Source organism: Amycolatopsis sp. lyj-90 (assembly GCF_046549035.1).
Classification (GTDB): domain Bacteria; phylum Actinomycetota; class Actinomycetes; order Mycobacteriales; family Pseudonocardiaceae; genus Amycolatopsis.
This window is the reverse complement of sequence record NZ_JAJPWP010000007.1, coordinates 118,193-130,873: the sequence shown is the minus strand read 5'-3', so window position 1 is coordinate 130,873 and position 12,681 is coordinate 118,193. Positions and strand designations below refer to the sequence as shown.

Below are 12,681 nucleotides of genomic sequence, written 5' to 3'. Positions count from 1 at the left end.
TGCCTTGAGCCAGTGTGTCAGGTGATCGGGAGCGACGGGCCGAACGCGCGGTTCTGCGCCGGGTTGGTGTTCTTCACGGTGCAGTTGAACGTCCAGGGGCTCCGCGTCCCGTCCTTCTGATGAAGATCGGCCTCGATGCGGAGCGTGGTTCCGAGCGAGAGGACCGCCTGACCGGGCGTGCCCGCGCCGAAGCCGGGGACGACGGTGCTCGCGTCCTGCGTGAACTGGATCGTGCGCGGCCCCGGAACATACGGCGCGAGCTGTTCGGGGATCCTCAAAGACGTGACGACCGCCGAAGGCGGGGTGACGTTCGTCCCGGTCACCGGTGCGGTCATCGTGCCGCGGAGACCGTCTCTGTTGCTGGCGTTGAAGGTCACGGCGTTGAGCGTCGCGTTGAACACGAGGCTCCCGGTGATCCCGGCCGGGGTGACCGAGCCGCCCGCGGGCACCGAATCGGGGCCGGTGAAGGCCATCTTCACGTCGAGTGGCTGCTGACCGATCGTCGGAAAGCTGCACATGTACGTGATGGTTCCCGTGGCGAAGGACGTGGTGGCCGCCGCCGGTGCGGCGGTGAGCAGGGAGACCGCGCCGACCATGACGGCCGCGATCGCGCCTGACCGGCGGATCCGCTGTCCCATGAGGACTCCCTTCGCGTCGCGGGGGTGGAGCCCGTGCGGGGCGGGCGTCCCCGCCCCGCACGGAGGGTTCATCAGGTGATGGTGATCGACGGGCTGAACGCGCGGTTCTGGGCCGGGTTGGTGTTCTTCACGGTGCAGTTGAAGTTCCACGCGGTCCAGGTGCCGTCCTTCTTGTGGAAGTCCAGCGGCGCGTTGATCGTGGTACCGAGCGAAGCGGTCGCCGAGCCGGGGGTGCCGGCGGTGAACGTCGGGACGCCGGTGCCGGTGGCCTGGACGATGTTGAACGACCGGGGGCCGGGCACGTAGGGGTTGATCTGGGTCGGGACGTCCAGGTTCGTCACCGTCGCCGACGCCGGGGTGGCGTTGGTGATGGTGATCGGCATGTTGGCCTTGCCGCGGACGCCGTCGTAGTTGGCGGCGTTGAGCAGGGCGTTGATGGTGGCGTTGATCGTCGCCGTGCCCGAGATGTTCGTCGGGGTGGCGGTGGCGCCCGAGGCGATCGACGTCGGGCCGTCGAACTGGGCCTTCACGTCCAGCTGCTGCTGGCCGATGCCGGGGAAGTTGCACATGTACGCGACCGTGCCGGTGGCATAGGTGGTCGCGGCGAGGGCCGTGCCGGCGGTGAGCACGGCGACCGCGCCCATCACGATGCCGGTGGTGGCGACGCCTGCTGACAACTTGCCAAGTCTGCGGGACATACCTGTCATCTCCTTTGATCCAGTTTACGTCTCGGGCGGCTTTCCCCATGCGCCTTTCGGCGGATTTTTCTGATCAAATATGCTCGACTTGAGCGGCTTTCTCGGTGGTGGGGTAAACCGAGGTTACCCGCGAGTTATGTACGTAACAAGGATTCATGTCTACATGTTTCAGGGTGGGTGAGTAGCCCGTTCTTTCTTGTCAGTGCGCGCTGAATGCGATTATGAAGTTTGTCCGGCGGTGACAAAGACGCGGCCGATCGGCGGAGCCGGGTTAACATTTCGCCCATGGCTTCCGAGAATCGACGATCCACGACACGGCGCGTGACGAGTGGCGCGATAGCCGTAATGATCGCCACGGTTTCCCTTTCCGGTACCGCCCACGCCGCGCCCACCGGCGAAGCGCGGCCGTGGGGGAGCAACGACTACGGGCAGGGGACCATCCCGCCCGCGGCGCTCGGGGCGAGCGCCGTCTCCGCGGGTGCGATCACGCACCTGGCCCTCAAGGACGGAGGCGTGATCGCCTGGGGCAACGACAGTTACGGCCAGGCCACCGTTCCGGCCGCGGCCACGTCCGGGGTTTCGGCGATCGCCGCGGGCTGGGCGCACGAACTCGCGCTCAAGAACGGCGGCGTCATCGCCTGGGGCAACGGGTTCTACGGCCAGAACGTCGTCCCGGCCGCGGCGACCTCGGGGGTCAAGGCGATCTCCACCAGCGCGTACTTCAACCTGGCGCTCAAAACGAACGGCAGCGTGCTGAGCTGGGGTTCGCGGACCGCCGTTCCCGCGACGGTTTCGTCCGGCGTCTCGGCGATCTCCGCCGGCGGCGACCACGGGCTCGCGCTCAAGAACGGCGGCGTCGTCGCCTGGGGCAGCAACGGAAAAGGGCAGATCACCGTGCCCGCGGCGGCGACATCCGGGGTGTCGGCGGTGTCGGCGGGCTTCCGGCACAGCATCGCGCTGAAGAACGGTGGCGTCATCGCCTGGGGTGACAACGGCTACGGCCAGGCCACGGTCCCGCCGGAGGCGCAGTCCGGTGTCGTCGCCATCGACGCCGGTTTCAACCACAACGTGGCGTTGAAGTCCGACGGCAGCGTCTTCGCCTGGGGCAGCAACGTGAAGTCGGAAAGCCGGGACGCCAGCACCGAACCGCCGACGGACTTCTGGAAGTTCTCCGGCGTCTGCACTCCGGTCTACGCCGTTTCCGCAGGTGACAGCACCGGGGTGGCGCTCGTGGACCCGACCGCGCCGTACTTCTGCTGAACCTGTCGTGAGTGGTAAGGACGGTTCTAACCGTCCTTACCACTCACGAGGTTTCAGGACAGGTTCGACTTCATGCTCAGGTTGATCGTGTTGCCCGGACCGGAGATCAGGGCGCCCAGCGCGAGGTCGTTGATGAAGCAGTCCTTGAACTCGGGGATCGTGAACACGCCCGACGACGGGATGGTCTCCGCGAACAGGTCGACGTTCTTCGACACCAGGGTCAGGTCGAGCGGCTTGACGGTCTTGCAGGCGTTCGGCACCGTCGGGAGCGGGATGACCGGCCAGAACAGGCCGACGACGATGTTGTCGATCAGCATGTTCGCCTGCGAACGGGTGGTCAGGTCGCCGTTGGCCAGCGTGCCGGTGACCGGGCCGGTCGGCTCGATCCGCACGCGGGCCTTGATCTTGAAGACACCCGAGACCAGCGAGATGTTCGCCGTCGACGGGGGTAACGCGAGGTCGCCTCGGATCCCGACGTTGTCACCGTCGATGACCAGGGCGCCGTTGAGCTGACCGGGGCCGAGGTCGAGGGAGCCGCCGGTCTTCTTGACCACGGTCTTCCCGGTGACGGTGTAGGACACCGGGATCTCCACCGGGTCGTCCGCGAGGGCGGGGGTGGCGGCGAGGCTGCCCGCCACGGCGATCGCGGAGGTGAGCGCGACGACCGTGCCGAGACGGCGACGGGCGGTTTTCGGGCGCGTTCGACCGAACATGGGTTTCTCCTCGTTTTCTCTCCTGTTTTATAACGCGGACGAAAGGGGGAATGCCCGGTTTGTCACCGGGGGACAAGGTCGGTGATGACCCAGGTGTCGCCTTCGCGTTCGGCCGTGACCGAAAGCTGCGCGGCGGCCGCTGTCGAAGAATTGTTGTCGGCCCGGGTCGCCGCTTGATCGAGGAATACCAGCAGTCGTGCTTTACCGTTGCCGAGTTCTTGGACGGCAGACGAGGAGACGCGGGTCGTGAGAACGAGTTTCTGCGCCGGAGCCTTTTCCCTGACTTGCGCGAACAACTGGTTGTACGACTCCAGCGCCTTACCTCTCAGCGCCGAAGCGGCCGCCTTTTCGGTGACGTCGGTCCGGTCGTAGGAATAGGAGAAGACCTTGTTGAGCGCCACCGTCACCGCGGAGTTCACCTCGGCCGTCGCCCCGACGTCGGTGAGCGCGGTGTTGGCCGCCGACGGCGCCGCCGTGATCGACCTCGCCTCCAGCGTGCCCCACACCCCCGCCGCCACCAGCACGGCCGCCGCGACCAGCAGGATCAGTGGCAGCTTCGGCCGCCGGGACGGCCCGTCGGAGGTCTCTTCGGTGACGGATTCGGCCGTGGTCTCGGGCTCGGTCTCCGCATCGGCTCCGGCTTCGGTGTCGGCGGTGTCGGCCGTGGCGGTCATCGCGCACCCACCGGGAGCTGGTCGAGCGCGCTGAGCTTCCAGCCTTCGCCGGTCCTGGTCAGCCCGGCGGCGAACCGGTTGCGCTTCGTCGTCGGCGCCGCGCCTTCCCGCGCCATCGTGATCTCCACCGAAGCCAGCATCTTGGCCGTTCCCGCGTGGTCGTCCAGTTCGCTGATCGCCGCGTCGAGCACCTTGCCCGTCGAGACGGTCGCGTCCTTGGCCAGCGTTTGCTTGGTCGCGTCGTCGGTCTTGCTCAGCTGGTCGCGCAGCGGACCGGTCGACGCGGCGAGCCAGTCGGCGATGCCCTGGTCGATCCGATGGTGGTCGAGGGTGGTCAGCCGGGCGACGAGCTCACGCCCGTTCTTCAGCGCGTCGTCGCGCGAGGTCCCGTACGACGCGGCCTCGGAGCCGGTCGCGGTGAACCAGGTGTACCCGGCCCATCCCGCGAACGCGCAGGCCGCGGTGAACACGGCGATCGCGATCTTCAGTTGCGCAGCCACAACATCTCCTCGAGGCTGGTGGACGTCGGCTGGCCGTCGGCGCCGAACCCGCCGGGGACGGCGGCGGGCGGGACGCCGCCCTTCGGCGCGTTCTGTGAACCGCGGACCGAACTCGGGTTGCCCTTTTCGAGCGTGCACGCGGCACCGGTGTTGAACGGCAGCGCCGAAAGGTCCCTGCTGTCGCGGATCTGCGTGCCCCCGTAGCCCTTCGTGCACGGCATCGGGTCGAAGAAGGTCAGGACCAGGGCGATCTTGCCGGACTGTTCGTCGACAGCCGCGTCGACCGCGGAGACCGCCTTCGGGGTGTTGATCAGCAGCTGCCGCAGGCCGTCGGTACGCGCGGAGAACACCTGCGACGTGGTGAGCAGGTTCGCCAGCAGGATCGGCAGCCCCGGCTCGTTGTCCCGCAGCAGCCCGGAGAGCTGGGTCGCCGCGTCGGGCGCGGTCGCGATCAGCTTGCGCAGGTCACCGTCCGAACGGGACAGCTGTTCGGCGAACTGCCTGGCGTTGTCGCTGAACTGCCGCCACTCCAGCGACGAGTCGACCTGGGTCTTGAGCACGGTCGAGCCGTCGGTGAGCAGTCTCTCCGTCTGCGGCAGGTGGAGCGCGGCCCGCTTGGTGAAGTCGGTGGTGGAATCCAGCAGCACCTGGAGGTTCGCGCCGGAACCGCGCAGGGCGTTGTCGAGTTCGTCGACGACGATGCGCAGATCTTCGGTCGGTACGGACGCGGTCAGCGAGTCCAGGTCGGTCAGCAGGTGTTGAACCGGCAGCGGGACACTCGTCGCCTCACGCGGGATGACCGAACCTTCGCCGAGGAACGGCCCGTCGCCGGTGCGCGGCTGCAGGTCGACGAACTGCTCGCCGACCGCGGACCGGTTCGCCACGACCGCCCGCGAGTTCGCCGGGATCCGCGGCGCGTCGTCGTCGATCAGCAGATCCGCTTCCATGCCCCCGGCGGTGAGCCGCAGTTCGCCGACCCGGCCGACGGCGACGCCGCGGTAGGTCACTTCGCCGTTGGTGAACAGGCCCCCGCCGTCGGTCAGCGCGAGTTTCACGGTGTACCCGCTCGCCCCGAAAAGCCGGCCGAGCCCGGCGTAGCTGGCGCCGACGAACGCCGTCGTCGCCAAGGCGATGATGACGAACGCGATCACCTGGATCCGGATACGGGTGGTGAGCATCAGCTACCTCCGGAGGACGGCAGCGGCAGTGTCGGGAGTTCCGATGGGACACCTTCGCCCGGGGGCGGGAGTTCGACGCCCGGCGCGGGGATCATCGAGGCGTAGACGTTCAGGTAGTCGCCCTTGATCCCGTCCCGCACGGCGTCGGTGAACGGGAACGTCGGCAGGATCTCCAGCGATTGGGGCAGGCTCTGGCCGGCGTCGGCCAGCCGCTTGAGGATCGGTGCGAGCGCGGTCAGATCGGCGACGAGGTCGTCCCGGCTCTTCTTGATCACGTCGACGCCGACCCCGGAAAGCCGGTCCAGCGATTGCAGCATCGAGACGAGCTGGGTGCGCTGGTCGGAAAGGCTCTTGAGCCCGGGGGTGAGGTCGGTGAGCGCGCCTTCGACCTGCTGCTTCCGGTTGGCCAGCGTCGTCGAGAGCTGGTTGAGCCCGTCGAGCGCCGAGGTGATGTCGGAGCGGTGCGAGTCCAGGTTGGACACCAGCTGTTCCACAGTGGACAGGAACGAGCGGATCTCCTCCTCGTTGCCGTCCATCACCTTCGACAGCTCGCGGTTGATGGTCTGCAGCTGGCCGATCCCGCCGCCGTTGAGCAGCAGGGACAGCGCGCCGAAGATCTCCTCGAACTCCGGGTTGCGGTTCGTGCTCGCGACGGGGATCACCCCGCCCTCGCCCAGCCTGCCCTCGGCCTTCGCCGCACTCGGGGCGAGCTCGATGAACTTCTCGCCGAGCAGGCTGGACTGCCGCAGCCGTGCGATGGCGTTGGCGGGCAGGAGGACGTCGCCGTTGACCGCCAATACGGTTTCGGCCGTCCAGCCGTCTTCGCCGAGCTTGATCGTCTCGACCCGGCCGACCGGGACGTCGCCCACCTTCACCGCGGCCTGGGGGACCAGGTCGAGCACGTCGGCGAACTGCACGGTCACCCGGTACGGATGGTCGCCGATGTCCGCGCCGCCGGGCAGCGGCAGGTCGTAGACGCCCTTGAAATCGGAGGAGCAGGCCGTGAGCGCGAGGCAACAGGCGGCGAGTACGGCGGTCTTCCGTTTCGCGGTCATCAGCGCCCCCCGGTGTAGGTGGCGCCGGCGACCGGCAGCGGGAGCGGGGCGTACTCGAGCATGTTGCCGCGGCTTTGCAGCTTCCCGGTCTTCGGATCGATGGCCTCGAGCACGTTTGTCACCGCCAGCGGGATCGTGTCGAGGGTTTCGGCCAGCGCGGCGCGTTTGTCGACCAGCGTCCCGGTGGTCACCGCGAGCTTGTCCACATTGGACTTGATCAGCGCGCGGTTGTCGCGGATGAACTGCTGGATCTCGGCCAGCGCGCCGCCGAGGCCGTTGAGCGCGCGGGCGAGTTCGTTCTTGTTCTGCGCCAGCGTGCCGGTCACCGAGGCGAGCTGCTTGTTGATCTCGCTGACGTTCCGGTCGTTGGTCGCCAGCATCGAGGTGAAGCGCTGCAGTTCGTCGACGGTGGCGAACAGGTTCTCCGAGTTCCCGGACAGGGTCCTGGCGAGGTCGGCGAAGTTGCGCACCGACTCGTTGAACGGCTTGCCGTTGCCCTGCAGGTTCTTCGCGCCGGTGCGCAGCAGGTCCGACAGCGCGCCGTCGGCGTTGGCGCCCTTGGGGCCGAGCGCCTTGGCGAGCGTGTCGAGGCTGGAGTAGAGCTGGTCGAGTTCCACCGGCGTGCCGGTGCGCTCGACCGGGATGACCGCGCCGTCGTCCAGCCGGTTCCCGGAGCGGGTGAGCTTGGTGAACTGGACGTACCGGTCGGCCACCACGCTCGGCGCCACGACCAGGACGTTGGTGTCGACGGCGATCGGCGTCGAACCGTCGACGGTCAGCACGACCTTGACCTGTTCGCCTTCCGGGGCCACCGATTCGACCTGGCCGACCCGGACGCCGAGCACCCGCACGTCGGATCCACTGTAGACACCGACGGCGCGCGAGAAGTACACCGTGACGCGGTCGAGCCCGCTGCCGGAGAAGATCCACCAGAGGCCGCCGACGACGGCCAGCGCGAGTACGAGGGCGAGGGTGACGAACCTGCTGGTCATCGGCCACCTCCGGGAATCTTCGGCGTACAGGGGTCCCGGTTCTCCGGGATCAGCCCGCACAGGTAGCCGTCCACCCAGCGTCCGTTGCCGAGCGAGTTGTTCACCACGCGGAAGTACGGCGCGGCGAGATCGAGGCTCTTGGCGAGATTGTCGTTCTGCCGCTGCAGGATGTCGGTCACCTCTCCGAGCTGGCTGAGCGCGCCGCCGAGCTGGTCCTTGTTGTCCCGCACCAGGCCGGAGAGCTGCGTGGCGAGCTCCTGCGAACCGGTGAGCAGGTCGTGGATCGCCTGCCGCCGGTTGTCCAGTTCGGTGAGCAGCAGATTGCCGTCCGAGAGGAGCTTGGCGAAGTCGTCGTTCGAGTTCGCGAGCGTCGTGGTGAGACCGTGCGCGTTCGACAACAGGCTGTTGAGTTCGGTGTCCCGTGAGGAGACCGTCTTCGACAGCGACGTCAGCCCGTCGAGCGCCTTCCGGATGTGCTCCGGCGAGTTCTTGAACGTGTCGCTGAGCGTGGTGAAGCTCTCCGCGAGCTGATCGGTGTCGATCGCTCCCGCGGTGTCGGCCAGCCCGTTGAACGCCTCGGTGACGTCGTAGGGCGTCACGGTCCGGGTGCGCGGGATGAGCTGCTTCGGGTTCTGCACCGCCTCGCCGGTCGGGCGCAGCGAGAGGAACTTCCGGCCCAGCAGGGTCTTGATCTTGATCTCGGCGGCGGTCTTGTCGCCGACCCACGCGTCCTTGACCCGGAAGCTGACGACGACGTGGTCTTCGGCGAGCTGGACGTCGCTCACCGCGCCGACCTTGATCCCGGCGATGCGGACTTCGTCGTCCTCCTGCAACCCGGCCGCTTCGGAGAATTCGGCCTGGTAGGTGGTTCCGGAGCCGATGATCGGGAGGTCTTCGTAGTTGAGCGTCGCGGTCAGCAGCCCGGCCGCGACGGCGCTGCCGACGAGACCGATGACGATCGGGTTCCGCTCCTTGAAGGGTTTCACGACGTGCACCTCTCCGCCGTCGCCGGGACCCCGCGGGGAGGTTTGGTCTGGAGGACGGCCGAGCACAGGTAGAAGTTCATCCACGATCCGTAGGAGCTGATCCGCCCCAGTTCGTTCAGCTTTCCCGGAAGCACGGTGAGGGACTGTTCGATGTCCGCCTTGCCCTTCACGAGTTGTTCCGAGAGCAGGCCGACGCCGTTGATGCTGTCCTTGAGCGGTTTCCTGCCCTGTTCGAGCAGACCGGCCGTGGCGGTGGTGAGGTCCGCGAGCCCGGAGACGGCTTCCCCGATCTCGGTGCGGTCGCCGGCGAGGCCGGAGACCAGCTCGCGCAGCGTCGAGACCAAAGTGGACAGGGCGTCACCCTTGCCGTTGATCGTCTTCAGCACGGTGTCCAGGTTCGTGATCACGTCGCCGATCACCTTGTCCCGTCCGGCGAGCGTGGTGGTCAGCGAACCCGTGTGCGCCAGCAGGCTTTCCACCGTGCCGCCTTCGCCCTGCAGCACCTGGACGATCTCGCCGGAGAGCTGGTTGACGTCCTTGGGCGACAGCGCCTGGAACAGCGGTTTGAAGCCGTTGAACAGTTCCGTGAGGTCCAGCGCGGGAGTCGTGCGTTCCAGCGGGATCTCCGCTCCGGGTTCGAGGAATTCCGTGGAACCCTTGCCTCGTTCGAGGGCGATGTAGCGCTGGCCGACCATGTTGCGGTACTTGATCACCGCGTTCACGTCGGCGGGGAGCCTGCGCTGCGAGTCGAGCGAGAACCTGATGCGGGCCACGCTGTGGTCGGCGATCTCGAGTTCCTCGATCTGGCCGACCCGCACCCCGGAGATCCGGACGTCGTCGCCGACGTTCAGCGACGTCGCGTCGAGGAATTTCGCGCTGTAGGTCTTGGTGTCGCCGAGGCCGGTGTTCGTGATGGACACCGCCAGCAGCACCGTGGCCAGTGTCGTGATGACGACGAAGATCAGCCCCTTGATCAGCGGGCTCACGAAGTTCCTCATCGCAGGGTCACCTCCGTGCCGCGGTAGAGCGGGCCGACGAGCACGCTGCCCCAGGCGGGGACCTGGGCGGCGGGGATGCCGGCCGACGGCGCGACCAGCGTCGAGATCAGTTCGCGTTCCTGCGGCGAGTTCGCCAGGCCGAGGTCGCCTTCCGCGCCGGGGAGCAACGGCAGCGCGCCGGTGTCCTTGCCGGTCGCCGCGATCCCCGGGCTCATCAGGCCGTTCGTCGGATAGCAGCGCGGTTCGCCGGTGGCGTTGTAGACCGGGTCGTCCTTGCCCGGCAGGTATTTGCCGCGAGGCTGGGTGACGACGATCTCCGCGTGCAGACCGGGTTCGTCGGTGCCCTTGCCCAGGACCTTGTCCATCTGCGGCTTCAGTTTCGCCAGCGCGTCCAGCGTGCAGGCGAAACTCGGCGAGTACTTCGCGCCGACTTCGAGCGGTGCCCGGCTGTCGGCGGCGAGCGCGATGATGTTGGCGCGGTTGTTGGTGAGGAACGTCGTGACATGCTGGGAAGACGCCGTCACCTGCTGGTACACGGTGGCCAGTTCGGCTCGTTTCTCCTGGACGGTGTCGAGGGTGACCGCCGAGGCGCTCAGCGAATCGAGCAGATCCGGCGCGATGTCCCCGTACAGCCTCGAAACCGTGGCGAGGTCGCGGATGTTGTCGTTCAGCGCCGGGAGGTTCGGGTTGAACTCCTTGAGGTACTCGGCCGCGGTCGCCAGCGTGTCACCGATCTGGTCGCCGCGTCCCTCCAGCGCCGTGGCGACGGTGGTCAGCGTGGTCGCGAGCTTCTGCGGCTGCACCGCCTTGAGCAACGGCAGCAGATTGTCGAAGACCCGCTCCAGTTCGATCGCGTTGGCCGAGCGGTCCTGGGTGATCACGTCACCGGAGGCCAGCGGGGGACCGGCCGATCCGTCCGGAATGGACAGTTGCACGTACCGCTCCCCGAACAGGGTCTTGGGGACGAGCAGCGCGGACACGGACTTCGGCAGCTGGGAGACCTTGCCGGGCTCCATGGCCAGGTCGATCTCCGCGCCCGCCGGGGTCGCGCGGACGCCGCGGATCTCGCCGACCACCACACCGCGCGCCTTGACCTGCCCGCCCTCGCGCAACTGGTTGCCGACGCGGTCCGCCTGCAGTGTCACCGGGACCGAGGTGACGAAGTCCTTCTGATAGATCTTGATCGACAGCAGCACGAGGGCGGACATCACCACGAGGAACAACACCCCGGCCGTCCTGACCCCGGCTTTGCGCAGCCCGCGCCGGCTCATCCGGCCACCTGCACCGTCGTGGTCGCGCCCCAGATCGCGAGGCTGAGGAAGAAGTCCAGCACGCTGACGGCCACGATCGCCGTCCGCACCCCGCGCCCGACGGCCACCCCGACGCCCGCGGGCCCGCCGCTCGCCCGGAAACCGTAGTAACAGTGGGCGAGCACGATCACGACGCTGAACACCAGCACCTTGCCGAACGACCAGAGCACGTCGCCCGGTGGCAGGAACAGCAGGAAGTAGTGGTCGTAGGTGCCCGCGGACTGGCCGTAGAACCAGACGGTGATCTGGCGCGACGCGAGATACGAGGTCAGCAGGCCGATCGCGTACAACGGGATGACCGCGAGGAAGCCCGCGATGATCCGGGTGGTCACCAGGTACGGGACGCTGGGGATGCCCATCACCTCGAGCGCGTCGATCTCCTCGGAGATCCGCATCGCGCCCAGTTGCGCGGTGAAGCCGCAGCCGACGGTGGCCGACAACGCCAGGCCCGCGACGAGCGGCGCGATCTCGCGGGTGTTGAAGTACGCGGAGACGAACCCGGCGAACGCCGACGTGCCGACCTGGTTGAGCGCCGAGTACCCCTGGAGCCCGACGACCGTGCCGGTGAACACGGTCATCCCGATCATCACGCCGATCGTGCCGCCGATGACCGCGAGCGCGCCGCTGCCGAAGCTGACTTCGGCCAGCAGGCGGGTGATCTCGCGGAGATAGCGGTGCAGCGCGCGCGGTACCCAGGCGAGTGCCTTGAGGAAGAAGAGGATCTGGTCGCCGAGCGTGTCCAGGAACCCGAACCGGCGGTCCACGGCCTCGCGGACCCGCGTGGCGCGGGTGGGTGTCGTCGTGGTCATCAGCTGCCCTTCGCCGGGACGAGCTGCAGGTAAAGCGTCGTCAGCACCAGGTTCAACAGGAACAGGAGAAGGAACGTGATCACCACGGATTGGTTCACCGCGTCACCGACGCCTTTCGGGCCACCCTTGGGATTGAGCCCGCGATAAGACGCGACGATCGCCGCGACGAAACCGAAGATGACCGCCTTGATCTCGCTGATCCAGAGGTCCGGCAGTTGCGCGAGAGCGGAGAAACTGGCCAGATACGCACCCGGTGTCCCGTTCTGCATGATGACGTTGAAAAAATAGCCGCCGAGGACGCCGACCACACTGACCATTCCGTTCAGGAATGCGGAGACGCCCATCGCGGCGAGCACCCTCGGCACGATCAGGCGCTGGATCGGGGAGACCCCGAGCACCTCCATCGCGTCGATCTCCTCGCGGATCGTGCGGGACCCGAGGTCCGCGCACATCGCCGAACCGCCGGCGCCCGCGATCAGCAGCGCGGTCACGATCGGGCTGGCCTGCTGGATGATCGCCAGCACACTGGCCGCGCCGGTGAAGGACTGCGCGCCGATCTGCGCGGTCAGCGAGCCGATGTGCAGCGCGATCACCGCGCCGAACGGGATCGCGACCAGCGCCGTCGGCAGGATCGACACACTCGCGATGAACCAGAACTGCTGGATCAGCTCGCGGGCCTGGAACGGCCGCCGGAAGGTCAGGCGGACGACGTCGAGGCCGAGTGAGTAGAGCCTGCCGGTCTCCCGGAGCGCACCCGCGCCGGGAAATGAGGGTGCGTTAGTCCGGACGCCCACGCCGACCCTCCAGTTTTCCGGGCACGGCGAATACACCCCAGCTTGCGCTATTCCTTTGCTCCGAATGGAGGAACGG

At 67.7% G+C, this 12,681-nt stretch carries 14 protein-coding genes; 1 reads left to right on the top strand and 13 read right to left on the bottom strand.

The features are described 5' to 3' along the window. Positions 1–17: 17 nt before the first annotated feature. Both ACLJPX_RS26925 and ACLJPX_RS26920 read right to left on the bottom strand, forming a co-directional pair. A complete protein-coding gene (locus ACLJPX_RS26925; protein ID WP_410602794.1) occupies positions 18–710 on the bottom strand; it encodes a DUF6801 domain-containing protein in 693 nt (230 codons plus the stop codon). Continuing rightward, complete coding sequence (locus tag ACLJPX_RS26920; RefSeq protein WP_184894092.1) at positions 710–1,336, bottom strand: DUF6801 domain-containing protein; 627 nt, start codon at positions 1,334–1,336, stop codon at positions 710–712. Before ACLJPX_RS26920 ends, ACLJPX_RS26925 begins: the two co-directional genes overlap by 1 nt. Positions 1,337–1,681: 345 nt before the next feature. On the opposite strand from ACLJPX_RS26920, the gene ACLJPX_RS26915 reads away from it, so the two are divergent. Beyond that, a complete protein-coding gene (locus ACLJPX_RS26915; protein WP_410603480.1) occupies positions 1,682–2,596 on the top strand; it encodes an RCC1 domain-containing protein in 915 nt (304 codons plus the stop codon). A 53-nt stretch (positions 2,597–2,649) separates the two neighbouring features. Here the strand turns inward: ACLJPX_RS26915 and ACLJPX_RS26910 are convergent, their stop codons facing one another. The 11 genes from ACLJPX_RS26910 to ACLJPX_RS26860 all read right to left on the bottom strand — a co-directional run bounded on the left by ACLJPX_RS26910 (position 2,650) and on the right by ACLJPX_RS26860 (position 12,605). After that, a complete protein-coding gene (locus tag ACLJPX_RS26910) occupies positions 2,650–3,309 on the bottom strand; it encodes a hypothetical protein (RefSeq protein ID WP_410602792.1) in 660 nt (219 codons plus the stop codon). Between the two features lie 62 nt (positions 3,310–3,371). Further along, on the bottom strand, positions 3,372–3,983 hold the full coding sequence (locus tag ACLJPX_RS26905; RefSeq protein WP_410602790.1) for a hypothetical protein: 612 nt from the start codon (positions 3,981–3,983) through the stop codon (positions 3,372–3,374). Further along, positions 3,980–4,483 carry a hypothetical protein gene (locus ACLJPX_RS26900; RefSeq protein ID WP_410602788.1) on the bottom strand — a complete coding sequence of 168 codons (504 nt, stop codon included), beginning with the start codon at positions 4,481–4,483 and terminating at the stop codon, positions 3,980–3,982. The genes ACLJPX_RS26905 and ACLJPX_RS26900 overlap by 4 nt, the downstream gene beginning before the upstream one ends. Then, complete coding sequence (locus tag ACLJPX_RS26895) at positions 4,468–5,661, bottom strand: MCE family protein (protein ID WP_410602786.1); 1,194 nt, start codon at positions 5,659–5,661, stop codon at positions 4,468–4,470. Before ACLJPX_RS26895 ends, ACLJPX_RS26900 begins: the two co-directional genes overlap by 16 nt. Beyond that, entirely contained in the window at positions 5,661–6,716 is a 1,056-nt protein-coding gene (locus ACLJPX_RS26890; protein WP_410602784.1) for an MCE family protein, read from the bottom strand. Before ACLJPX_RS26890 ends, ACLJPX_RS26895 begins: the two co-directional genes overlap by 1 nt. Next, positions 6,716–7,708, bottom strand: a complete 993-nt coding sequence (locus tag ACLJPX_RS26885) for an MCE family protein (protein ID WP_101609805.1) — start codon at positions 7,706–7,708, stop codon at positions 6,716–6,718. The genes ACLJPX_RS26890 and ACLJPX_RS26885 overlap by 1 nt, the downstream gene beginning before the upstream one ends. After that, complete coding sequence (locus ACLJPX_RS26880) at positions 7,705–8,694, bottom strand: MCE family protein (protein ID WP_410602782.1); 990 nt, start codon at positions 8,692–8,694, stop codon at positions 7,705–7,707. Before ACLJPX_RS26880 ends, ACLJPX_RS26885 begins: the two co-directional genes overlap by 4 nt. Further along, a complete protein-coding gene (locus tag ACLJPX_RS26875; RefSeq protein WP_101609803.1) occupies positions 8,691–9,692 on the bottom strand; it encodes an MCE family protein in 1,002 nt (333 codons plus the stop codon). Before ACLJPX_RS26875 ends, ACLJPX_RS26880 begins: the two co-directional genes overlap by 4 nt. After that, positions 9,689–10,963: an MCE family protein gene (locus ACLJPX_RS26870; RefSeq protein WP_410602780.1), complete on the bottom strand. Its 1,275-nt coding sequence runs from the start codon at positions 10,961–10,963 to the stop codon at positions 9,689–9,691. Before ACLJPX_RS26870 ends, ACLJPX_RS26875 begins: the two co-directional genes overlap by 4 nt. Then, complete coding sequence (locus ACLJPX_RS26865; protein ID WP_101609801.1) at positions 10,960–11,811, bottom strand: MlaE family ABC transporter permease; 852 nt, start codon at positions 11,809–11,811, stop codon at positions 10,960–10,962. The genes ACLJPX_RS26870 and ACLJPX_RS26865 overlap by 4 nt, the downstream gene beginning before the upstream one ends. After that, on the bottom strand, positions 11,811–12,605 hold the full coding sequence (locus ACLJPX_RS26860) for an MlaE family ABC transporter permease (RefSeq protein WP_076155564.1): 795 nt from the start codon (positions 12,603–12,605) through the stop codon (positions 11,811–11,813). Before ACLJPX_RS26860 ends, ACLJPX_RS26865 begins: the two co-directional genes overlap by 1 nt. Positions 12,606–12,681: the final 76 nt, after the last annotated feature.

What these genes read in the sequence shown, in the direction of transcription:
- ACLJPX_RS26865 (WP_101609801.1), bottom strand. Translation starts at nt 11,811, where the DNA reads ATGACCACGACGACACCCACCCGCGCCACGCGGGTCCGCGAGGCCGTG.
- ACLJPX_RS26885 (WP_101609805.1), bottom strand. Translation starts at nt 7,708, where the DNA reads ATGACCAGCAGGTTCGTCACCCTCGCCCTCGTACTCGCGCTGGCCGTC.
- ACLJPX_RS26910 (WP_410602792.1), bottom strand. Translation starts at nt 3,309, where the DNA reads ATGTTCGGTCGAACGCGCCCGAAAACCGCCCGTCGCCGTCTCGGCACG.
- ACLJPX_RS26895 (WP_410602786.1), bottom strand. Translation starts at nt 5,661, where the DNA reads ATGCTCACCACCCGTATCCGGATCCAGGTGATCGCGTTCGTCATCATC.
- ACLJPX_RS26920 (WP_184894092.1), bottom strand. Translation starts at nt 1,336, where the DNA reads ATGTCCCGCAGACTTGGCAAGTTGTCAGCAGGCGTCGCCACCACCGGC.
- ACLJPX_RS26875 (WP_101609803.1), bottom strand. Translation starts at nt 9,692, where the DNA reads ATGAGGAACTTCGTGAGCCCGCTGATCAAGGGGCTGATCTTCGTCGTC.
- ACLJPX_RS26870 (WP_410602780.1), bottom strand. Translation starts at nt 10,963, where the DNA reads ATGAGCCGGCGCGGGCTGCGCAAAGCCGGGGTCAGGACGGCCGGGGTG.
- ACLJPX_RS26925 (WP_410602794.1), bottom strand. Translation starts at nt 710, where the DNA reads ATGAACCCTCCGTGCGGGGCGGGGACGCCCGCCCCGCACGGGCTCCAC.
- ACLJPX_RS26890 (WP_410602784.1), bottom strand. Translation starts at nt 6,716, where the DNA reads ATGACCGCGAAACGGAAGACCGCCGTACTCGCCGCCTGTTGCCTCGCG.
- ACLJPX_RS26915 (WP_410603480.1), top strand. Translation starts at nt 1,682, where the DNA reads ATGATCGCCACGGTTTCCCTTTCCGGTACCGCCCACGCCGCGCCCACC.
- ACLJPX_RS26905 (WP_410602790.1), bottom strand. Translation starts at nt 3,983, where the DNA reads ATGACCGCCACGGCCGACACCGCCGACACCGAAGCCGGAGCCGATGCG.